Here is a 21,606-nt window from a genome sequence, read left to right on the forward strand (position 1 = left end):
ATCGGCACGACGACCAGGGCGGCGACCGCCGCGAAGGGCAGCACGGCGGCCACGACGGTGACGAGGATCGCCACCGACTCCAGGAATGCCGTCCACCCGCGGGCCCAACCGGTCTGGAGCGGGTTGGTCGTGGTCGACTGGGTGGGGGTGAGGAGGGAGACCGTCAGCGTGGACCGTTCCACCGCCCCCGCGAGCTGGAGGCGCTGGGACTTCAACGACTCGAGCTCGGCCTGACGGTTGGAGAGCTCGCGCTCGACCGCCGCGATGTCCGCGACACTGCCCGCCCGGCCGACGAGCTCCTGCAGTCGCGCCACCGACGCCTCAAGGGATCGGATGCGGGCGTCCACGTCCACGACCACCTGGGTGACGTCCTCGGCGGAGGTACCCCGATTCCGGACGACGCCGAGCGCCGCGACGCGCTCGGTCGCCGCGTCGAGCCGACTGGCCGGAACCGAGATGGTCACCAGCGAGCCGGAGGGAAGGGAGGCGTCGGACGCCTGGGCGTCCACCTGCAGGGACTCGTAGGCCACCCAGCCCTCCAGGGACTGGGCCACCCCGCGGATCTGGTCCGCCGTGGCGCGGACGTCCTGGACCACCAGGGTCAAGGAGGCCGTACGCGCGATCTGGCGACCGGCACCGACGGTGAGCGGGGTCCCTGCCTTGTCTGCGGCGGGCTCGACCTGCCGTGGGGCGCCCACGTTCCCCTCGGGTGCGCCGACCTGAGCCGGACCCGGAGCCACGGCGGGTTGCGAGGAGACACTGGTCGAGCCGCCCGACCCACAGCCCGTGAGCAGGACGACGGAGGTGGTCAGGACGGCGAGGGCTGCGGCCACGCGGTGACCGACACGGTGGACTGTGTGCATTCCCATACCCGATCCACGCCGCGAGCGGCTCATGCGTTGCGGCGTCGGGACACGATTCGGTCACGGAACGCGAAACCGGCCGGCCCCGTCGGGGCCGGCCGGCTCAGCTGTGTCAGGCGCGTCAGGCGCCGACGACCTGCACGGGCAGGTGCGCGACGACGGCGTCGGTCAGCTTCACGCCGACCTTGTGCTCGCCGACGGTCTTGATCGGCTTGGCGATCTGGACCGAGCGCTTGTCGACGGCCGGGCCGCCGGCCTTCTTGATCGCGGAGGCGATGTCGGCAGCCGTGATGGCGCCGAACAGTCGACCCTCGCCGCCGGCACGGGCCGGAACCTCGACGGTGAGACCCTCGAGCTGCGCGCGCAGCTCGGAGGCGTGCTCGTTGTCGCGGACCGTACGGGCCTGGCGGGCGCGGCTGATGCCCTCGATCTGCTTCTCCGCACCGCGGGTCCACTTGATCGCGAAACCGCGGGGCAGGAGGTAGTTGCGGCCGTAGCCGTCCTTCACCTCGACGACGTCACCGGCGATGCCGAGGTGGTCAACGGCAGCAGTCAGGATGAGCTTCATCTGTTCGTCTTCCTTTCTCAGCGGGCGGTGGACGCGTAGGGCAGCAGCGCGACCTCGCGGGCGTTCTTGATCGCGATGGCGACCTTGCGCTGCTCCTGGACGGACAGACCGGTGACACGACGGGCGCGGATCTTCCCGCGCTCGGAAATGAACTTCCGCAGGGTCGCGGTGTCCTTGTAGTCGATGTTGCCGATCTTGATGGACTTCGCCGGAGCGATCTTCTTCTTGTTCACAGGCTTGCGCTGTGGGGCCATTGTGGTGCTCTCTCTCGTGAGCCCGGCAGGTGCCGGAATGACGTGTTGGTGGACGGGTGGTGGTCGATCAGAACGGCGGGTCGTCGTTCTGGGCGGTGGCCCAGGGGTCGTTCACCGGCTGCTGCTGGCGGTCTCCGCCGCCGTAGCCGCCGCCGCCGTAGTTGCCGCCGCCACCCTGACCCTGGTTCGACGACCACTGGTCGCCGCGACCGGAACCGCCGCCTTGAGGGGCGTTGTTCCAGTTGCCACCACCGCCGCCACCCGACGAGCGGGTGACCTTCGCGGTGGCGAAACGAAGGGTGGGACCGACTTCGTCGACGTCGACCTCGAACACCGTGCGGCGTTCGCCCTCGCGGGTCTCGTACGAGCGGCTCTTCAGCTTGCCCTGCACGATGACCTGCATGCCCTTGGTCAGCGACTCAGCCACGTTTTCCGCGTACTGGCGCCAGACGGAGCAATTGAGGAACATGGCGTCCCCGTCCTTCCACTCACCGGAGGCCCGGTCGAAGGTGCGGGGGGTCGAGGCAACGGTGAAGTTGGCCACCGGGGCCCCGGACGGGGTGAAGCGGAGCTCGGGGTCAGCCGTCAGGTTGCCCACGAGCGTGATGATGGTGTCGCCAGCCATGTCTTTGGTCTCCGATTCAGTCGGACGTGGTGGATGAGTTCATCTCCCAGCGTCTCAGGCCGCACTGACACTTTGGAAGTGCCGGCCCGAACTCTGGGGACGGGCTCACTTGTGCAGGTCGGGGCGGATGACCTTCGTCCGCATGATCTGCTCGTTCAGCGTGTACTGGCGATCGAGCTCCTTGACGACATCCGACTCAGCGGTCACGTTGAGCACCGCGTAGATGCCTTCGGACTTCTTCTGGATCTCGTACGCCAGGCGACGACGGCCCCAGTGGTCGATGTTGTCGACGGTGCCACCCTGGGCCTTGAAGGCCTCCAGCGGCTTCTCCACGACGCCGGCGACCTGACGGTCGTCCACATCGGGGTTCACGATCACCATGATCTCGTAGCTGCGCATGTTGGTGTCCCCACCTCCTCTGGTCTTGACGGCCACGGGTATCTCCCGGGGCAGGAGGGTTCTCATGCATCGGCGCGCGCAGGGCACGCACCGAACCGCCAGTGTAACGGACGCCCGGCCGCGGCCCCGAATCCCCCGGCCCGTGACGCCCGGGCCACCCGCTGCTAGCTTGGGAGCCCATGCAGGCACCCACCGAACCCACGGCCCCGTCGACCTTCTTCTCCGAGCAGTTGGCGAAGGACACGGTGGCCCGCCTCGCCTCCGCCCCGTCGCCGGCCTCGGGCCACGCCGGCGCGTCCGAGGAGCTCCACCGGGCGGTGGAGGACGCCGTGGCGTCCGTGCACCGGCCCGTCTCCGACCTCGCTCTGGCGTTGCACGCCGCGCCCGAGACCGCCTTCGAGGAGCACGCGGCCGCACGAAGGATCGTGGACCTGCTGGCGGCGGAGGGGATCGTGGCCACCCTCGGCGTCCACGGGCTCGCCACAGCCGTCCGGGCCGAGTTCACCGCGGGCCGCGGTGGGCGCACCGTGGCCATCATGGCCGAGTACGACGCGCTGCCGGAGATCGGTCACGCGTGCGGCCACAACGTCATCTGCGCGTCCGGGGTGGGCGCCTTCCTGTCCCTGCACCGCGTCGTTCGGGAGCAACCCGGGGCGTTCGACGGCCGCGTCGTCCTGCTCGGCACGCCGGGCGAGGAGGGGCACACGGGCAAGGAGTACATGGCCCGAGCGGGCGCGCTCGAGGGCGTGGACGCCGCCCTCATGCTCCACCCGTACGGGTACGACCTCGCCGACCAGGTGTGGCTGGGTCGCCGCACCCTGCGGGTGACCTTCACCGGCCGCACCGCGCACGCGAGCGCCGAGCCGTTCATGGGCCGCAACGCGCTGGACGCCGCCACACTCTTCTACCAGGGCATCGGGCTGATGCGGCAGCAGATGATCCCGGTCGACCGGGTCCACGCCATCATCACCGAGGGCGGCACGCGGGCGTCCATCATTCCGGAGACCGCGGTCGTCGACCTCTACGTTCGTTCCAAGTACGCGCAGACCCTGGTGGACCTCAGCCGCAGGATCCAGGACATGGCGCACGGCGCGGCACTGATGGCGGGCGTGGGGGTCCACATCGACTGGGACCAGCACCCGCCGTCACTGCCGGTGCGGACCAACGGCCCCCTGACCGAGCGTTGGGCCACTGCCCAGGGGCGGCGCGGACGCGCGAGCATGCCGCTGGGCGTCGTCTCGGAGACCCTCGCGGCGTCCACCGATTTCGGCAACGTCAGCTTCCGGGTCCCCGGCATCCATCCCCTGCTGAAGATCGCCGACGAGAACGTCGCACTGCACACCCGCGCCTTCGCGGACGCCGCGGCGTCCGACATCGCCCTGCAGGGCATCGCCGACGGCGCTTACGGCCTGGCCGCCACCGCGTTGGACTTCCTCGTCGACGAGGAGCTCGCCCGGGCCGTCTGGGACGATTTCCTGGCCGCCGGCGGCCCCACCGATGTCGAGCACCTGTTCGACGACCTCACCTGACCGAACCCCCACAAAAAACCCGCCGGTCCGCCGGCGCACTTTCAGAAGGGAGGGCCCATCGTGTCTGATGCGCCCGTTGTGGCACCGAGCCCGTCGTTGGGCGACCGACTCCTGACCGGCATCGAGAGGGCCGGCAACAAGCTCCCCGCCCCGTTCAACCTGTTCGTGTGGCTCTTCCTCATCGTGGGCGTGATCGGCACCCTGGCGTCCTGGGCCGGCGTGTCCATCCAGGTGCCCGGCGCCGAGAAGCCGACCGCGATCAGGGGCCTCTTCACCGGCGAGGGGATGGCCTGGTTCACGTCGAACCTGGGCCAGAACTACCTTGGCTTCCCGCCCCTGGTCACGGTTCTGCCGATCCTGCTGGCGATCGGCATCGCCGAGAAGACCGGCTTCCTCTCGGCCTCGATCCGCGCGGCGATCGGCTCGGCCCCCCGCTGGTTGCTGCCCTACATGGTCGGATTCCTCGGCGTCGTCGGCTCGATCATGGCCGACTCGGTGTTCGTCGTCCTGCCGCCGCTGGCCGCGCTGGCGTTCCGCGCGGTCGGACGCCACCCCGTCGCCGGCCTGCTCGGCGGGTTCGCAGCGGCGGGCGCCGGCTACTCCACGTCGATCTTCCCCACGTCGCTGGACGCCCTCTTCGCCGGCATCACCAACGCGGTCCTGCCCACCGTGCCGACGGTCATGGCGGCGGCCGCCCCCGTCAACCCGGTCTCGAACTACTACTTCAACGTGGTGTCGGCGATCGTGCTCTCCATCGCGGCGGGCTTCATCATCGAGCGTGTCATCGAACCGCGACTCACCCGCGAGAACGTCCCCACGGAGGAGCAAGCGCCGCTCGAGGAGGGCGACGTCGTGACGATCAGCGACGACGGGGTGGACGTGACGGTGGACACCCGCACCGTGGAGCACGCGGTCACCGAGGACGAGCGCCGCGGCCTGCGTGCCGGTGGCATCGCGGTGGCGGTGACGGTCCTGGCGATCGTGATCGCGCTCGTGATCCCGGCCTCGCCGTGGCGCAACGAGCAGGGCGCCTTCCTGCCGCGCTCGCCGCTGCTCAACTCGATCGTGTTCATCATCTTCCTCTTGTTCGCGGTCGGTGGCTTCGCCTACGGCAAGGCGGCGAAGAAGATCACCAGCGTCAACCAAGTCCCCGACCTCATGGGGCAGGCGCTTCGGGACATGATCCCGTTCCTGGTGCTCGCCTTCGCGATGGGCCAGTTCATCGCCCTGTTCAACTGGTCGGGCATCGGCTCGTGGATCGCCGTCGGAGGCGCCGAGGTGCTCCAGGCGACCGGCTTCACGGGGTTCGGCGTGATCCTGCTGTTCATCCTGCTGTGCTCGCTGCTGAACCTGTTCATCATCTCGGGCTCGGCGATGTGGACGATCATGGCGGCCGTGTTCGTACCGATGTTCGGCCTCGTCGGGCTCGAGCCCGCCTTCGTCCAGGCGGCCTTCCGCGTGGGCGACTCGGCCACCCAGGTCATCACGCCGATGAACCCCTACATGATCGTGCTGCTCGCCTACCTGCGGAAGTACCAGCCCCACGCGGGCTTCGGCAACCTGGCCGCCGGCATGGTCCCCTTCGTCGTCCCGTTCTGGCTGTTGTGGGCCGCGCTGGTCGCGGTGTTCTACTTCGGCGGCATCCCCCTCGGGCCGGGCAACGACATCTTCATCGCCGAACTGCGTCCCTGACGCGACGGCGGCAGACGGGGGCCCGGGATCATTCCCGGGCCCCCGTCGTCTGCGGACCTGCCACCATGGAGGCGTGACCAGCTTCTACGACCGGGTGGGCGGAGCCGAGACGTTCCGCCGGCTGGTGGACCGCTTCTACGAGGGCGTCGCCGAGGACCCTCCGCTGCGGGGGATGTACCCCGAGGAGGACCTCGGGCCCGCGGCCGACCGGCTCCGGCTGTTCCTGGAGCAGTACTGGGGCGGCCCCAAGACCTACGGCGACACCCGCGGGCACCCGCGACTGCGCATGCGACACGCCCCGTTCGTGGTGACGCCCGCCCAGCGTGACCGCTGGCTGCACCACATGCTGGCGGCCGTGGACACCCTCGACCTCCCCGCAGCCGAGGATGCCGAGCTGCGCGAGTACCTCGTCCGGGCCGCCCAGTTCATGGTCAACGCACAGGAGGATCCCGGCGACCGCTGACGGGCCCCTCAGCCGCACACCAAGGCGGTGGCCTCTGCCCCCACCAGGCGCACTTCGCGGACGCCCCCATCGAACCGCAGGAGCACCGCCTCGGTGCCCGGGGAGCAGGTCAGCGAGACGCCGGACGCGAACCGGCCGGCCCGCAGCGCCTCGAGGACGCGCCGGGCGTCCGACCCGGCGAGCCGGGACGAACCCACCAGTGCCCGGCCACCGGCTCCGTACTGGCACACCACCACCTCGGACGCCGTGGGTGCCCCCTCGACGGAAGGGGGTGAGGCCCCCACGTCAGGGAGGCTCGCCGGGCATGCCCGGGCATCGGCCTCGGGCCCGGAGGCCGCCTGCATTCCCGGACCGGCAGCCGACTGGTCCCGGGCCGGCGGTGCCGGAACCGGGGCCGGCGCCCCCGCGGTCACGGCCCCTCCCCCACGCTGGCCGAGCCACACCCCGGCCATCGGCAGCCCCACCACCAGGACCACGGCGGCCGCCACGAGCGCGAGCCACGGACGGCGCCCCCGCCCGCCGAGCGCGCCGGCGGGCTCCTCCACCCGATCGCGCGCCAGCCCGGCCAGCGCCTCCGGATCCAAGGGCGTGAACCCGTGCTCGTCCGCGTGCTCGGTGAAAGCTCGCGCGAAGGCGCGCTCGGCGCGGTCGTCAGCCATCGGAATCCTCCACCAACTGGGTGCGGAGCCGTGTCAGCGCGCGGTGCACGTGGCTCCGGGCCGTGGCCTCGGCGCAGCCGAGCACCTCGGCGATCTCGGCGAAGGTCGCGTCCGACCAGAACCGCAGCACCAGGGCCGCTCGCTGGTCGGGGCTGAGGGTGGCACACAGCCGCCAGGCGGCGTCCGCGTCGGCCAACTCGTCCTCGAAGCCGGACGCCGTGGCCGGCAACCGCTGGGGTTCGGCCACGGGCACCATCCGATGGTTCTTGCGCCACCGGGACACGGACGCGTTGACGATCGAGCGGTGGACGTAGGCGTCCACGCTCCCCCCGGCACGCACCTCGTCGAAGCGCGGCCACAGCGCGATGAGCGCGTCCTGGACCACGTCGCGGGCGTCCTCGGGATGCCGGGTGACGAGGTGGGCGAAGCGCTGGAGCGCGACGGAGCGCTCGCGCACGTACTCCTCGAACGTGCGCGCGCCCTCGGCCGCCTCCGTCACGGGCCTCTCCTCCAGCAGGATCACACCATCATCCACGCGCGGGGCGGCCCGCGCGTTGCAGGTCACTCCTCGCGTTGCTTGCGATGCTCCTGGACCTTGGCGTACATGTCCTCGATGAGCGCGTGGAACCGCTCCTCGACCTGGCGTCGCTTGACCTTCAGGGTCGGGGTGAGGAGCCCGTTGTCCATGGTGAACTCCTCGAGCATCACCCGGAAGTCCTTGATCTTCTCCTGACTGGGCAGCCGCTCGGTGAGCTTCTCGACCCGCCGGCGGATCTCCTCCTGGATCTCAGGGCGGGTCGGCAGCTCACGGGCGTCGGCGACCTTCACCTGCAACTGGGCGGCGAGCTCCTCCAGGTGCGGGAGCGAGGGGCGGACCAACAGGGTCACGAACGGACGGTTGTTGCCCAGCACCACCGCGTGCTCGAAGAGCGGGTCGGCGAGGATCATGCCCTCGATGGGCGCCGGGGCGATGTTCTTCCCGCCGGAGGTGACGATGATGTCCTTGATCCGGTCGGTGATGACGAGGTAGCCGTCGGTGTCGACGTAACCGACATCGCCGGTGTGCAGCCAGCCGTCGGCGTCGATCGCAGCCGCGGTCGCCTCCGGATTGTTCCAATAACCCTTCATCACGTTGGGGCCACGGAAGCAGATTTCCCCCTCGTCGGCGATCTTGATCTCGCCGCCCTCGATCACGCGCCCGGCGGTGCCGAACTTGAACGCGGCCGGCGCGTTGAACGACACGAGCGGGGCGGCCTCGGTGAGGCCGTACCCCTGGCACAGCAACATGCCGGCCGCGGAGAAGAACTCCTCGATCTCCTTGCGCAGCGGGGCGCCGCCGCAGGCCATGACGCTCTTCTGGCCGCCGAGCGCCTCGCGGATCGCCTTGAAGACCAGCCGGTCCGCGACCGGGAGCTGGGCCCGCAGCGCGGCCGAGGGCCGGCGTCCCTTCCGGTAGGCGTGCTGCGCCTGCGCTCCCACGCCCATCGCCCAACGGAAGATCGCCTTCTTCGCCGGTGAGGACGCCACCTTCTGGTGGACGGTCGTGAACACCTTCTCGTACAGGCGTGGCACCGAGACGAACATGGAGGGCTGGGCCTCCACGAGCGCCTCGGCGACGGTGCGGGCGTCGGCGACGTAGGTGTTGAGGCAGCCCTTCATCAGCACCTTGAAGGTCCAGGCGCGCTCGAGGGCGTGCGACAGGGGCAGGAACGCCAGCGAGGTGTCCTCCGGCGTGATCTCGAAGAAGGCGTCGAGCGAGTCGAGTTCGGACGTGAAGGCCCGGTGCGTCAGCATCGCACCCCGCGGCTCGCCCGTGGTGCCCGAGGTGTAGATGATCGAGGCCAGGTCCTCCCCGGACGCCTCCTCCAGCCTCGTCCGGGCGGCCGCGGCGGCGTCCGGATCGAGCGGGTCGGCCAGCACGGCGGCCACATCACGGACGCGATCGTCCCGCGAGGCCGTGGGTTCGAACGTCCACACACCCCGGAGGTCGGGTAGTTGATCCCAGACGGGGACGATCCGGTCGAGCAGGGTGTCGTTCTCGACGATGCCGAACACCGCGCCGGAGTCGGCCGCCATGTGGCGCACCTGGTCGGGGGTGCTCGTCGGGTAGATGGGGACGGGGATCGCCCGCACCGACAACAACGCGAAGTCGGCGACGGTCCACTCGGGCCGGTTGTTCGACAGGAGGAGCACGCGGTCACCCGCCCGGACGCCCTGGCCCACCAGGTGAGCGGCCAGCGTGGTGACCTGCTCTCCCAACTCCCGGTACGTCTGCACCTTCCAGCCGTCGCCGGACTTGATCCGGGTCGCCGGGCGCGGGCCGTGGCGCGCGATCGTGTCGGCGAGGCGGACGGAGAGATGTGCGTGGTCCATGGGGAACGTCCTTGTCCTTGACTGGCTCCAACTTGCCACACCGGCCAAGAGAACCGCAGGAAGAGCGACGTTCATCAAGTTGAGCCTCCCGCACTCAACTTTTGTAGGTGCGCGTGGTACGCTCAACTACACACGGTCAGCACTCACACGAAAGGAAACCGACATGGCTGGCTTTGACCCGTTCCGCGATTTCGACCGCCTCCTGGGTGACGTGACCCGCACCCCGGCGTCCGTGGCGATGCCCATGGACCTGTACCGCACCGGCGACACGTTCGTCGCTCGCGTGGACCTCCCCGGCGTCGACCCGACCAGCATCGACATCGACATGGATGGCGCCACCGTGACCATCCGCGCCGAGCGCAAGTCCCCGGCCGAGGAGGACGCCCAGTGGCTCGCCCGTGAGCGCGCCTCCGGCACGTTCGCGCGGCAGCTCACGCTCGGCCGCGGCCTGGCGACCGACCAGATCAGCGCCGACTACTCCGATGGCGTCCTGACGCTGACCATCCCGGTCGCGGAGGCCGCGAAGCCCCGCAAGATCGAGGTCCGCCACACCAACACCGCCACCCAGATCGAGGGCTCCGTCGAGGACGCCCCGACCGAGGGCTGAGGCACCGGGTCCGCGCCACGACGCGCACCCGCATCGCCACGAGGGGCGGCCCGTCCGGCCGCCCCTCGTGCATGACAACCGCCGGCCGGACCCCGTGGGGGGCGAGCCCCTTCCCTACACTGCTCTCATGGCCGGACTGACCAATCTGCACGAGATCCTCGGCGCACTGCGCCCGAGCGTGCGCCAGGGCTCCTTCGTGTACGTGACATCACCCACCCCGCCGGAGGTGGACGCCCACGCCCGCATCGTCGAGGACGAAGGGGTCACCCTGGTGCTCGACCAGGCCGTCGCGGACGACCACGGCCTGGAGTACGAGGGCGTCTTCGGCTGGATCACCCTGCAGGCGCACACGTCACTCGAAGCCGTCGGCATCACCGCCGCGGTCTCCACCGCACTGGCCCGCGTCGGCATCTCCTGCAACGTCCTGGCCGGCTTCTACCACGACCACCTGCTGGTGCCCGTCGACCACGTCGACGAGGCCGTCGACGTGCTGGGCGGCTTGGAGTGAAGTTCGAGGTCGGCGCCCACGCGGACGCCGCACCGCTCGCCCACGCCGCGGCGGGGGGCTTCGGCATCGTCCAGACCTTCATCGGTGACCCCCAGGCCTGGAAGGGCCACGCGGTCGACCACCCGGACGGCGCGACCGGGCTGAAGCGGGACGCCGAGGCGGCGGGGGTCGGCCTCTACATCCACGCGCCGTACGTCATCAACGTGGCGACCACGAACAATCGCATCCGCATCCCGTCCCGGCAGATCCTCGCGCGTCAGGTGAAACTGGCCACCGAGGTCGGGGCGCGCGCCGTCATCGTCCACGGCGGCCACGTCAGCGCCGACGACGACCCGGCCGTCGGTTTCGACAACTGGCGCAAGGCGGTCGAGGGCCTCGACCTCACCGTGCCCATCCTCATCGAGAACACGGCGGGCGGCGCCAACGCGATGGCGCGCCACCTCGACCGCATCGGCATGCTCTGGGACGCCCTGAGCAGGGCCGAGGGCTTCGAGAACGTCGGCTTCTGCCTGGACACCTGTCACGCCCATGCCGGCGGGCTCGACCCGACCGACCTCGTCGATGCCATCAGGGGCATCACCGGACGCATCGACCTGGTGCACCTGAACGACTCCCGGGACGCCGCGGGTTCGGGCGCCGACCGCCACGAGGTGCTGGGCCTGGGCCAGGTGGACCCCGAGTTCCTGGTGCAGGTGGTGAGGGACGCCGACACCGCGACGATCCTGGAGACGCCCGGCGACGCGGCGTCGCACGCGGCGCAGGCGGGGTGGCTGCGCGCGCTGCTCTGACCGTGAGGATGGCGTCGCAGCCGCAGCTGTTCAGCCCAGCGGCGCGACGTGGGGCGAGTCGGCGGGGACGAGCGCCTCGGCGAGCCGATACAGCAGGTCCGTCCGCGTCGAGCCGCGCCGCCACACCAGGGCGAGCTCGCGGCTGGGTACGGGATCGGTCACCGGACGCGCCACCATCGACGACCCCAGGGGCCCCGGGTCGCGCAGCGCCAGGGCCGGGAGCAGGGTCGCGCCGGCGCCCGCGGCGACCATCGAGCGCAGGCTCTCCAGGCTCGAGGCGCGGTAGTCGAGACGCGGGCGTCCGCCGACCTCCGCGAGCCACGAGGTGACCTGGTCGGCCAGGCAGTGCCCGTCCGACAGCAGGATGATCTCGGTGTCGAGCACGTCGGCGGCCCTCACGGGGCCGTCACCGGCCAGTTCGTGGTCGCGCGGGACGACGAGGAGGAAGTCCTCGCGGAACAGCGGGCGCACCTCGAGGTCGGGACGTTCCATCGGCAGGGCCACGACGATGGCGTCCAGGTCGCCCGCGTCGAGCAGGCGGACCAAGGAGGTGGTCTTCCTCTCCGTCAGCAGGAGGTCGACCTGCGGGAACTGCTCGCGGACACCCGCCAGCACGGTCGGCAGCAGGTAGGCGCCCAGCGTCGGGAAGACACCCAGGCGCAGCTTGCTCGCCTCGGAGGCCGGACGCTGGCGGGCGGCCTCCCGGATCTCGTCGACATCCTGCAGGAGGCGCCGGGCGCGGGCCACCACGTCCTCGCCGACCGGCGTGAGGCCGGACGGCGTGGTGGTGCGGTCGAGCAGGTCGGCGCCCAGTTCGACCTCGAGCCTCTTGAGCTGCGCCGACAGGGTCGGCTGCGAGACGCCGGCGGCCACGGCAGCCTTGCGCAGGCTGCCGTGGTCGGCGACGGCGACGAGGTACTCGAGGTCGCGGAGGTTCACGCGGCCCTCAACACGCTCGCCCTGATCAGGTGGTCGAAGGAGCTGAGCGAAGCCGTGGCCCCGGCGCCCATGGCGATCAGGATCTGCTTGAACGGCACGTCCGTGCAGTCGCCGGCCGCGAACACGCCACGGAGGGACGTCGCGCCACGGCTGTCGATCTCGACCTCCTTCCGGCCGGTGAGCTTCACCACCCCATCCAACCACTCGGTGTTCGGGAGGAGGCCGATCTGGACGAACACGCCGTTGACGTCGAGGCGGCGGGACTCCCCCGTCGTGCGGTCCGTCCAGGCCAGAGCGGTGACCTGCTTGCCGTCGCCCAGCACCTCGGTGGTGGCCGCGCTCTTGATGACGTCCACATTGGGCAGGCTCTTCAGCTTGGCGATGAGGACGTCGTCCGCGGCGAGGCGGTCGGTGAACTCGAGCACGGTGACGTGGCCGACGACGCCGGCCAGGTCGATGGCCGCCTCGATGCCGGAGTTGCCGCCGCCGATGACGGCGACGCGCTTGCCCTTGAACAGCGGGCCGTCGCAGTGGGGGCAGAAGGTGACGCCCTTGTTGCGGTACTCCTCTTCACCCGGGACGCCCATCGTGCGCCAGCGCGCACCGGTGGCCACGATGACGGAGCGGCCCTTCAGCGCGCCGCCGCCGGCGAACCGGACGGTGAACAGGCCGTCGGCGTCCGCCTGCTCGAGGCCGGTGGCCCGGACGCCCTTGATGATCTCGACGGCTTCGTGCTGGGCGACGTGCTCCTCGAGCTGCGCGGCAAAGCGGGGCCCCTCGGTGTGGGGGACGGAGACGAAGTTCTCGATCGACATGGTGTCGAGCACCTGGCCGCCGAAACGGTCGGCGGCGACGGCCGTCCTGATGCCCTTGCGGGCGGCGTAGATCGCCGCGGTCGCGCCGGCGGGGCCGCCGCCGACGACCAGCACCTCGTAGGGCTCACGCTCGTTCAGGTCCTCGGCCACGCGGGCCTCGGCGCCGTCGTCGAGCTTGGCGAGGAACTCGGGGATGTCCATCCGGCCGCTGCCGAAGAGCTCACCCTCGGAGTAGACGGTCGGGACGGCGAGGATGTTGCGCTCGGCGATCTCGTCGGGGAAGGCGCCGCCCTCCACGACGGTGTGCTTGATACCGGGATTCAGGACGGCCATGGCGTTGAGCGCCTGGACGACGGTCGGGCAGTTCTGGCAGGTGAGCGACATGTAGGTCGTGAACTCGCGCGCCGGCAGCGCCTTGACGGCGGCCGCGGTCGCGTCGTCCACCTTCACGGGGTGGCCGCCGACCTGGAGGAGCGCGAGCACCAACGACGTGAACTCGTGGCCCAGCGGCAGGCCGGCGAAGCGGACGGCGATGTCGGTGCCGACGCGACGGATCGCGAAGGACGGCGTCCGCCCATCGGCCTCCTCGATGACCGTGACCTTGTCCGACAGGGCGGCGATCTCCTCGAGCAACTCACGCATGTCGCGGGACTTCGGCGCGTCGTCGAGGCTTGCGGCGAGCTCGATGGGCTCGCGGAGCAGCCCGAGGTACTGCTTCAGCTGGGCGGTGAGGGTGGCATCAAGCATGCGTGTTCTCTTCCTGCGCTCTGGAATTGGTGGGGCTGGGTGGGTGCGGGGTGCCGGCGGCGGGCTGGCGGTTGACTCCCGATGCATTTCCGGGTGGCGTTCCCCCCTCCGGGGAAGGGGGTCTGCCACCCGGAAATGCATCATGGGCCAGGTGTTGGTCAGATCTTGCCGACGAGGTCGAGCGACGGGGTCAGGGTCTCCGCGCCCTCCTCCCAGGCAGCGGGGCAGACCTCACCCGGGTTGTTGCGCACGTACTGGGCGGCGCGGACCTTGCGAACCAGCTCGGTGGCGTTGCGGCCGATGCCCTCGGCGGTGGTCTCGAGGAACTGGATGACGCCGTCCGGGTCGACCAGGAAGGTGGAACGGTCGGCCAGGCCCGACTCGCGCAGGGTCTCGAAGTTGCGGCTGATCTGGCCGTTCGGGTCGCCGATCATCGCGTACTGCACCTTGCCGACCTCGTGGCTGGAGGCGTGCCACGCCTTGTGCGTGAAGTGCGTGTCGGTGCTCACCGAGAAGACCTCGACGCCGAGGCCCCGAAGCTCCTCGTAGTGGTCGGCGAGGTCGGACAGCTCGGTCGGGCACACGAAGGTGAAGTCGGCCGGGTAGAACAGGAAGATCGCCCACTTGCCGGCCAGGTCGTCGCTGGTGACGTCGACGAACTCGCCGTTCTTGAACGCGGTGGCCTCGAACGGGACGATCTTGGTGTTGATCAGGGACATGCGACTGCCTCTCGTCTGATGGGTAGCGATAGTCAAAACCTATCATGTTTCCCAACTTGAAAGACGCAGACTATCGTTGAATCCTGAAGGATCACCTCGGTGCACGAATGGCTGCAACGCCCAGTACCCTGACCCCGTGACTCGGAGCATCTATGTGATGGCGCCTGAGGGCCAGACAGGGAAGTCGGTCGTCGCCCTCGGTATCGTTGACGCGCTCACGCGCGAGGTCGAATCGGTCGGGGTGTTCCGGCCCCTCATCAAGGCGGGCGAACAGGATGCGATCCTGTCGGCCCTGATCAGGCAGCCCGCTGTCGACCAGGAGTACGAGGAGTCGTACGGCGTCACCTATGACGACGTCCGCGCCGACACGGAGGAGGCGCTCGCCACGATCGTGCGCCGCTACGGCGAGATCGCCCGACACTTCGATGCCATGGTCATCCTGGGCTCCGACTACCGGGACGCCCTGGGCGCGACCGAGCTCGGCCTCAACGCGCGCATCGCCGCCAACCTGAACGCGCCCGTCGCGTTCGCGGTCTCGGCCCGGACGCGCACGCCGGAAGAGGTCGTCCAGTTCACCCGCAGCTCGCTGGACGAGCTGGCCAAGCACCACGCGGCCGCGATCGCGATCATCCCGACCCGGGTCGCCGAGGCGGATGCGTCCGCCTATGCGCAAGCCGTCCGGGACGCCTTCCCGGACGTGGTCGCGGGCACGATCCCTGATCACCGCGTGCTGTCCGCCACGACCGTGGCCGCCCAGGTCGCGGCCGTGGGCGGACGCCTCGTGTCCGGCCGCGAGGAGCTCCTGCAGCACGAGAGCCAGACGGTGATCGTCGGCGCGATGACGCTGCCGAACCTGCTGTCGCGCCTGGAGCCCGAGTGCACGGTCCTCCTCCCGGGCGACCGCACGGAGATGATCCCCGGCCTGCTCCTGGCCCAGGCGTCCGGCGCGTTCCCGCAGCTCGCCGGCCTGATCCTGACCGGCGGCTACGAGATCCCCGAGACCATCGAGCGCCTGATCACCTCGATCCACCACGAACTGCCGATCGTCATCACCGAACTCGGCACCTTCCGGTCGGCCGAGCGTGTCTTCCACCTCGAGGGCACGATGACCAGTTCCGACCGCAAAACCGAGCTGGGCCGGCGCCTGTTCTCCGAGCACGTGGACGAGGCGGCCCTCCTGCAGGCCATGCACGTGGACCGGGCTGCGATCCGCACGCCCGTCATGTTCGAGTACCAGCTCAACGAGATGGCCCGCAAGGCCAAGCGCCGCATCGTCCTGCCGGAGTCGGGCGACGACCGCATCCTGGAGGCCGCGTCGATCGTGCTGCGCCGCGGAACCGCGGACATCATCCTCCTCGGGGACCCCACCGACGTGAAGGCCCGCGCACTGGCCTCCGGCTACTCGTTGGAGGGCGCGGAGATCGTCGACATGCAGACCCCCGACCTGGTCCAGCGGTTCTCCGAGGAGTACGCGCGCCTGCGCTCCGCCAAGGGCGTCACACTCGAGCAGGCCCGCGAGAAGATGACCGACCCCAGCTACTTCGGCACGATGATGGTCCACCTGGGCCTGGCCGACGGCATGGTCTCGGGGGCGGTGAACACGACGGCGAACACCATCCGCCCGAGCCTGGAGTTCGTGAAGACCAAGCCGGGCGTCTCGGTGGTCAGCTCCAGCTTCCTCATGTGCATGTCGGATCGCGTGGACGTCTACGGCGACTGCGCGGTGAACCCCGACCCGACCGCCGAGCAGCTGGCCGACATCGCCATCAGCTCCGCCCAGACGGCCGTGGCGTTCGGCATCGAGCCCCGCATCGCGATGCTATCCTACTCCACCGGCTCGTCCGGCGCGGGCGCCGACGTCGACAAGGTGCGCGAGGCGACCGAGATCGTCAAGCAGCGTGCGCCGGAACTCAAGGTCGAGGGTCCGATCCAGTTCGACGCGGCCGTCGACCCGACGGTCGGCTCGAAGAAGATGCCGGGTTCGGAGGTGGCCGGCCAGGCGACCGTGTTCATCTTCCCGGACCTCAACACGGGCAACAACACCTACAAGGCCGTTCAGCGGTCGGCGGGCGCGCTGGCCGTGGGCCCTGTCCTGCAGGGCCTCAACAAGCCGGTGAACGACCTGTCGCGCGGCGCGCTCGTCGACGACATCGTCAACACCATCGCCATCACCGCGATCCAGGCCCAGAACGCCTGAGGAAGAGAGACCATGGCCACACCCATCCTGCTGCTGAACTGCGGTTCGAGCTCCATCAAGTACCAGGTCATCGACGCCGACAGCGAGGACGTGCTCGCGTCCGGCCTGATCGAGCGCATCGGCCTGGACGAGGGCGTGTTGACCCACAAGCGGGACGGTGAGGAGTTCGTCGCCCGCGAGGAGTTCATGAACCACACCCTCGCGCTGAACCACATGGTGCACATGTTCGAGGAGCACGGGCCGTCGCTGGCCGACGTCGTGGCCGTGGGCCACCGCACGGTGCACGGTGGCGACAAGCTGACCCGCACCACCGTCATCGACGAGGGCGTCGTCGCGACGCTGGAGGAGCTCTCTCCCCTGGCGCCGCTGCACAACCCGCCGGGCATCGCAGGCATCCGTGGCGCGCAGCGGGCCCTGCCGAACGTCCCGCACGTGGCGATCTTCGACACGGCCTTCTTCTCGTCCCTGCCCCCCGAGGCGTACACCTACGCGATCAACGCCGAGGTGGCCGAGAAGTACTCGATCCGGCGCTACGGCTTCCATGGCACGTCGCACGATTACGTGTCGCACCGGGCTGCCGAGTACCTGGGCAAGCCGTACGAGGAGGTCACCCAGATCGTGTGCCACCTCGGCAACGGTGCCTCGATCTCCGCGATCAAGAACGGCGTCGCCGTCGACACCTCGATGGGCCTGACCCCGCTCGAGGGCCTCGTCATGGGGACCCGATCCGGCGACATCGATCCGGGCATCATCGCCTACCTGCACCGCGAGGCCGGCCTCTCCACCGACGCGATCGACACGCTGCTGAACAAGAACTCCGGCATGGTCGGCCTGTGCGGCATGAGCGACATGCGCGACGTCGAGGCGGCCATGGTCAACGGCGACGAGGCGGCCACCACGGCCTGGGGCGTCTACACCCGTCGGATCACCGGCTACATCGGCCGCTACATCGCGATCCTGGGCGGCGTCGACGTGGTGTCCTTCACCGCCGGTGTCGGTGAGAACTCGGTGGCCCTGCGCCGCGACGTCCTCCAGGACCTGGCCCCCCTCGGCCTGGTCCAAGACGCCGAACGCAACGCCCAGCGCTCGCGCGAGATCCGCCCGATCTCGACCGACGACTCCCCCGTGACCGTCCTGGTGATCCCGACCAACGAGGAGCTCCAGATGGCACGGGAGGTCAAGGCCGCCATCGCCTGATCCCGCCGGTCCTCCGCCGAGGGCCCGCGTCCCACGTCCGGGACGCGGGCCCTCGGCGAGTTCGGGGCAGGCCCTCGGCGGGTGGGTAGGTTGGGGGCATGACCACCGCCCTCGTCACCGGCGCCACCGCCGGCATCGGCGCCGAGTTCGCCCGCCAACTGGCGGCCCGCGGCCACGACCTCGTCCTCGTCGCCCGCAACGCCGACCGCCTCACCAGCACCGCGGACGCCCTGCGCGCCCGCCACGGCGTCCAGGTGGAGGTGCTGGCGGCCGACCTCGGTGTCCGGGGCGACGTCGCACGCGTCGCAGAGCGGTTGTCGGACCCGGGGCGTCCGATCGACGTGCTCGTCAACAACGCCGGCTTCGGCGATTCGACGCGCCTGCTGGACGCGGACACCTCCCCCCACGAGCGCGCCCTCGACGTGATGGCGACCGCGGTACTGGTCCTGGGCAACACGGCTGCGCGCGCGATGGTGGCGCGCGGGCACGGCCGGGTCATCACCGTGGCGTCGCTGTCGGCGTGGATCACGCAGGGGAGCTATTCGGCGGTGAAGTCGTTCGCGAAGCTCTACTCGGAGGCGTTGAGCAACGAGCTCCACGGCACCGGCGTCACCGCGACGGCGTTGTGCCCCGGCTGGGTCCGGACGGAGTTCCACCAGCGGGCAGCGATGGATGCGAGCAAGATCCCCACCCCCGTGTGGGTGAGCGCCGAGCGCTGCGTCCGGGAGTGCCTCGCCGACGCGGACGCCGGCAAGCCGATCTCGCTGCCCACCAAGCGCTGGAAGGTCGCGGCCCTCGTGCTGCAGCACCTGCCGCGCGGTGCCGTGCGGGCCATCACACGTCAGGTCGACCGCGCCCGGACCTGAGGGTCGCACGGGTGGTGCAGAATGGAACGGTGACCAGTGACCGCGGCGAGGCCAAGGCGAAGGACCTCGCGAAGTACTCCGACACCCCGCAGGCTGTCGCGCGCTTCGTGGCCCAGCAGCTCGTCATGAAGCCGTACGTGTGGTCGGCCCTGTCGATCCACGTGCACGGCGAGCGCCACCTGACCGACCTGAATGCTCCCTTCATCGCGATCGCGAACCACTCCAGCCACGTGGACACCACGGTGATCTACGGGGCGCTCCCCCGGCGCCTGTCGCGGAACCTGGCTGCCGGCGCCGCCGCCGACTACTTCTTCAAGAAGAAGACCTCGGCGCTGGGCACCCGCCTGTTCTTCAACGCCTATCCCGTGGACCGCGGCGGGATGAAGGGTCACGCCGGCCTGTCCGGCCGCCTGCTGGACGACGGAGTCCCGCTGCTGATCTTCCCCGAGGGCACGCGCAGCCGCACCGGCGCGATGGCGAAGTTCAAGATGGGCGTCTCGTCCCTCTCGATCCAGCACGGGGTACCGGTCCTGCCCATCGCCCTCGTCGGCGCCTATGCCGCCATGCCCTACGGCCAGAAGCTGCCGGTACCGGGGCGTCCGACGGTGCACATCGTGTTCGGCAACCCCCTGCGTGCCCACCCGGGCGAGACGGTGCCCCGGTTCAACGACCGGCTCTACAACCGCGTCCTGGAGCTGCACGACACCACCGCCCGCGCGTACGGCATGCCCACGCAGGCGGACTTCCACCGGTCCGTGGCGCTGAAGGCAGCGGCGAAGAAGGCTCAAGAGGCCGCCAAGAAGGCCCAGGACGGGGACGACGAGTCCTGAGCCCCACGGGCAAGGGCCGCGCACGCTCGTCCGTCCGTCGTCCGAACAACGCCGCGCGTGGGGGGAACCCAATCCCCCCACGCGCGGCGTGTCCGACCGGCGACTGGAGTCAGTCGGCCTTCTTGTCGGCCGCCAGGCCCTTCCGCGCGGCATCCCTGCCGGACTTGGCGCCGTCGGTGGCGAGCTGGCCGTCGTCGTCCATCAGGTGGGCGCGGACGAACCACTGGTACTTCTCGAGCTCGGACACCTGCCCGATCAGCAGGTCCTGGGTGACGAGGTCGACCTCCTCGAGCTCGTCGATCAGCGCGCGGTGATCCTCGATGACGCCGGCATAGACCAGGTCGAGGGCGCCGAGGTGCTCGGCGGCCTGGCCGAGGCCGATCGGGTAGTCCTCCCAGGTGCGACGCGCCACGAGGTCGCCGGGGCAGCCGTTCGGCGCGATGCCGAGGGTCGCCATGCGCTCGGCGAGCTCGTCGACCATGGCGCGGACGCCGTCGACCTGGGGGTCGAGCATCGTGTGGATGCCGATGAACTTGGGGCCGACGACGTTCCAGTGGGCGTGCTTGAGGGTCAACTGCAGGTCGTTGAGGGCGTGGAGACGCAACTGGAGCTTGTCGCCCATGCCGTGGACCTGCTCGACCTCGACACCGGGAACGGTGAACCCGAGCTTCTTCGGCGTCGTACCGGACTGCTGCTTGGTCTGGGTCTTGTTCTGCGTTGCCATGTCGTCCACCCTGCTCCGGGCCGGCTGCGCGGGGCAAGAGATCTCAGGGCCGAGACAGGGTTTCCAAGGACGGCACGGGGCCGGGATTCAGGGATGGCACGGGGGTCAACTGGCCCACCTCCCCGTGAAGTACAGCCACGCCCACACGCCCTGGACGCCCAGCGCCACGATGCCCACGAGCACGCCGACCACCTTCCAGCCGGTCGTGTTCGGGCGGGTCGCGACGAACTCGCCCACCTGACGCCACAACGGGAACCAGAGCAGCACCGCGCGGTTCACGCTCATCAGCCAGTAGCTCAGCGAGAGCGCGAGCAGCTGGACGCCGACCCATGCGGCCTCGGCGACGCGCCTGCGGGCGAGGGCCACCACCGTGACGACGACGCCGACCACCCAGGAGACCAGTTCGGCACGGAACAGCCACACCCACTCCGGATGGTCGGGAGTCGGTCGCTGGACGACCTCCCAGTGGTTCATCAGCGACTCCCAGGGCCAGTGGAGACCCCGGTTCCAACCGGCCTCCTGCGCGGAGAACCAGGCCGTCCACGTGCCGGTGAGTCCATACAGGTACACGACGTGGGCGCCCAGCACCGCCGTCGGCAGGATGAGCCAGGCCAGTCGCGCACCGAGTCCGCCGTCACGGACGCCGCGGCGACGGGAGGGGTTGCGACCCTGGGTGAAGGCGAGGATGACGAGCGCCCCGACGAGGAACAACCCGGACACCCGCAGGGTGCACGCGAGAGCGGCGAGCAGGGCGGCCTGGCCCCAACGACGTCCGGACGCCCGCTCCCACGCCCAGAAGGCGGCGGCGCAGAACGGTGCCTCCGTGTAGGGAACGGCGGTGAAGATGGCGGTCGGGGCCAGCAGCCACGCGATCGCCCCCCAGGCGCCCGCGATGCGCTTGAGGGCGAAGGCAGCCGCGAGGGAGCACACCAGGGCGAACGCGGTCCCCGCCAGGACGGCGGAGAGGCCCGCCTCGCTGAAGCCACGCAGGAGCAGGGGCCAGCCGGGGAAGAAGGCCATCTCCTCAGGGTCGGCATAGCCCTCGCGGGAGATCTTGAGGAAGTGGCCGACGTCCCACTGCGCCAGGACGGCGTCGAGCGACCGGTGACCGGCCACCGCGAGCGTGACCGCGATGACCGCGAACAGCAGCCTGCTGACGAGCCACACCTGCACGATCAGCAGGTACTCGTCCGCCAGCTTGGCAGGTCTGCGCGCCATCGTCCCCCCTCGTCTCCGGGGGGATC

General features: G+C 70.2%; 22 protein-coding genes and 1 pseudogene. 10 read left to right on the forward strand and 13 right to left on the reverse strand.

What is annotated here, in order from left to right; all coding sequences use genetic code 11:
- Positions 1–5 precede the first annotated feature (5 nt).
- The 5 genes and pseudogenes from AC5YDA_RS06820 to rpsF form a co-directional block, all read right to left on the reverse strand.
- Positions 6–896, reverse strand: a pseudogene (locus tag AC5YDA_RS06820) (DUF4349 domain-containing protein); the annotation flags it as partial.
- 88 nt (positions 897–984) lie between these two features.
- Entirely contained in the window at positions 985–1,431 is a 447-nt protein-coding gene (rplI, locus tag AC5YDA_RS06825) for a 50S ribosomal protein L9 (RefSeq protein WP_496189824.1), read from the reverse strand.
- Positions 1,432–1,448: 17 nt separating this feature from the next.
- The gene (gene rpsR, locus AC5YDA_RS06830; RefSeq protein WP_131167624.1) at positions 1,449–1,685 is read right to left on the reverse strand and encodes a 30S ribosomal protein S18; all 237 of its coding nucleotides are present in this window, start codon (positions 1,683–1,685) and stop codon (positions 1,449–1,451) included.
- A gap of 67 nt (positions 1,686–1,752) precedes the next feature.
- Positions 1,753–2,310 (reverse strand): single-stranded DNA-binding protein, encoded by a 558-nt coding sequence (locus AC5YDA_RS06835; protein WP_496189825.1) that lies wholly within the window; start codon positions 2,308–2,310, stop codon positions 1,753–1,755.
- Between the two features lie 105 nt (positions 2,311–2,415).
- Positions 2,416–2,709, reverse strand: coding sequence for a 30S ribosomal protein S6 (gene rpsF / locus AC5YDA_RS06840; RefSeq protein WP_496189866.1), 294 nt, complete (start codon positions 2,707–2,709; stop codon positions 2,416–2,418).
- Between the two features lie 179 nt (positions 2,710–2,888).
- On the opposite strand from rpsF, the gene AC5YDA_RS06845 reads away from it, so the two are divergent.
- From AC5YDA_RS06845 to AC5YDA_RS06855, 3 genes are all read left to right on the forward strand, one after another.
- Positions 2,889–4,238, forward strand: coding sequence for an amidohydrolase (locus AC5YDA_RS06845; protein WP_496189826.1), 1,350 nt, complete (start codon positions 2,889–2,891; stop codon positions 4,236–4,238).
- Between the two features lie 60 nt (positions 4,239–4,298).
- Positions 4,299–5,930, forward strand: coding sequence for an AbgT family transporter (locus tag AC5YDA_RS06850; protein WP_496189827.1), 1,632 nt, complete (start codon positions 4,299–4,301; stop codon positions 5,928–5,930).
- A gap of 73 nt (positions 5,931–6,003) precedes the next feature.
- Entirely contained in the window at positions 6,004–6,393 is a 390-nt protein-coding gene (locus AC5YDA_RS06855; protein WP_496189828.1) for a globin, read from the forward strand.
- 8 nt (positions 6,394–6,401) lie between these two features.
- Here AC5YDA_RS06855 and AC5YDA_RS06860 read toward each other — a convergent pair whose 3' ends face one another.
- From AC5YDA_RS06860 to AC5YDA_RS06870, 3 genes are all read right to left on the reverse strand, one after another.
- Positions 6,402–7,052 (reverse strand): hypothetical protein, encoded by a 651-nt coding sequence (locus AC5YDA_RS06860; RefSeq protein ID WP_496189829.1) that lies wholly within the window; start codon positions 7,050–7,052, stop codon positions 6,402–6,404.
- A complete protein-coding gene (locus AC5YDA_RS06865; protein ID WP_496189830.1) occupies positions 7,045–7,551 on the reverse strand; it encodes an RNA polymerase sigma factor in 507 nt (168 codons plus the stop codon). Before AC5YDA_RS06865 ends, AC5YDA_RS06860 begins: the two co-directional genes overlap by 8 nt.
- 62 nt (positions 7,552–7,613) lie before the next feature.
- The gene (locus AC5YDA_RS06870; protein WP_496189831.1) at positions 7,614–9,425 is read right to left on the reverse strand and encodes an AMP-dependent synthetase/ligase; all 1,812 of its coding nucleotides are present in this window, start codon (positions 9,423–9,425) and stop codon (positions 7,614–7,616) included.
- Positions 9,426–9,588: 163 nt separating this feature from the next.
- Here AC5YDA_RS06870 and AC5YDA_RS06875 point away from each other — a divergent pair, with 163 nt between their 5' ends.
- The 3 genes from AC5YDA_RS06875 to AC5YDA_RS06885 all read left to right on the forward strand — a co-directional run bounded on the left by AC5YDA_RS06875 (position 9,589) and on the right by AC5YDA_RS06885 (position 11,328).
- On the forward strand, positions 9,589–10,032 hold the full coding sequence (locus AC5YDA_RS06875; protein WP_496189832.1) for an Hsp20/alpha crystallin family protein: 444 nt from the start codon (positions 9,589–9,591) through the stop codon (positions 10,030–10,032).
- 127 nt (positions 10,033–10,159) lie between these two features.
- The gene (locus AC5YDA_RS06880) at positions 10,160–10,540 is read left to right on the forward strand and encodes an ACT domain-containing protein (RefSeq protein WP_496189833.1); all 381 of its coding nucleotides are present in this window, start codon (positions 10,160–10,162) and stop codon (positions 10,538–10,540) included.
- Complete coding sequence (locus AC5YDA_RS06885; protein ID WP_496189834.1) at positions 10,537–11,328, forward strand: deoxyribonuclease IV; 792 nt, start codon at positions 10,537–10,539, stop codon at positions 11,326–11,328. Before AC5YDA_RS06880 ends, AC5YDA_RS06885 begins: the two co-directional genes overlap by 4 nt.
- Positions 11,329–11,358: 30 nt before the next feature.
- Here AC5YDA_RS06885 and AC5YDA_RS06890 read toward each other — a convergent pair whose 3' ends face one another.
- From AC5YDA_RS06890 to ahpC, 3 genes are all read right to left on the reverse strand, one after another.
- The gene (locus AC5YDA_RS06890; protein WP_496189835.1) at positions 11,359–12,267 is read right to left on the reverse strand and encodes a LysR substrate-binding domain-containing protein; all 909 of its coding nucleotides are present in this window, start codon (positions 12,265–12,267) and stop codon (positions 11,359–11,361) included.
- Positions 12,264–13,829, reverse strand: coding sequence for an alkyl hydroperoxide reductase subunit F (ahpF, locus tag AC5YDA_RS06895; protein WP_496189836.1), 1,566 nt, complete (start codon positions 13,827–13,829; stop codon positions 12,264–12,266). Before ahpF ends, AC5YDA_RS06890 begins: the two co-directional genes overlap by 4 nt.
- Before the next feature lie 158 nt (positions 13,830–13,987).
- Positions 13,988–14,548 (reverse strand): alkyl hydroperoxide reductase subunit C, encoded by a 561-nt coding sequence (gene ahpC / locus AC5YDA_RS06900; protein WP_496189837.1) that lies wholly within the window; start codon positions 14,546–14,548, stop codon positions 13,988–13,990.
- Positions 14,549–14,684: 136 nt separating this feature from the next.
- Between ahpC and pta the strand changes: the two genes are divergently transcribed.
- The 4 genes from pta to AC5YDA_RS06920 all read left to right on the forward strand — a co-directional run bounded on the left by pta (position 14,685) and on the right by AC5YDA_RS06920 (position 19,638).
- Positions 14,685–16,745 (forward strand): phosphate acetyltransferase, encoded by a 2,061-nt coding sequence (gene pta, locus AC5YDA_RS06905; RefSeq protein ID WP_496189838.1) that lies wholly within the window; start codon positions 14,685–14,687, stop codon positions 16,743–16,745.
- 12 nt (positions 16,746–16,757) lie between these two features.
- Positions 16,758–17,942, forward strand: a complete 1,185-nt coding sequence (locus tag AC5YDA_RS06910; protein WP_496189839.1) for an acetate/propionate family kinase — start codon at positions 16,758–16,760, stop codon at positions 17,940–17,942.
- A gap of 98 nt (positions 17,943–18,040) precedes the next feature.
- Complete coding sequence (locus tag AC5YDA_RS06915; protein ID WP_496189840.1) at positions 18,041–18,808, forward strand: SDR family NAD(P)-dependent oxidoreductase; 768 nt, start codon at positions 18,041–18,043, stop codon at positions 18,806–18,808.
- Positions 18,809–18,837: 29 nt separating this feature from the next.
- Positions 18,838–19,638 (forward strand): lysophospholipid acyltransferase family protein, encoded by an 801-nt coding sequence (locus AC5YDA_RS06920; RefSeq protein ID WP_496189841.1) that lies wholly within the window; start codon positions 18,838–18,840, stop codon positions 19,636–19,638.
- A gap of 109 nt (positions 19,639–19,747) precedes the next feature.
- Here the strand turns inward: AC5YDA_RS06920 and AC5YDA_RS06925 are convergent, their stop codons facing one another.
- Both AC5YDA_RS06925 and AC5YDA_RS06930 read right to left on the reverse strand, forming a co-directional pair.
- Positions 19,748–20,362 carry a Dps family protein gene (locus tag AC5YDA_RS06925; protein ID WP_496189842.1) on the reverse strand — a complete coding sequence of 205 codons (615 nt, stop codon included), beginning with the start codon at positions 20,360–20,362 and terminating at the stop codon, positions 19,748–19,750.
- Between the two features lie 105 nt (positions 20,363–20,467).
- Positions 20,468–21,580, reverse strand: a complete 1,113-nt coding sequence (locus AC5YDA_RS06930; RefSeq protein WP_496189843.1) for a mannosyltransferase family protein — start codon at positions 21,578–21,580, stop codon at positions 20,468–20,470.
- Positions 21,581–21,606: the final 26 nt, after the last annotated feature.

It is taken from the genome of Propioniciclava sp. LT294 (genome assembly GCF_059516005.1).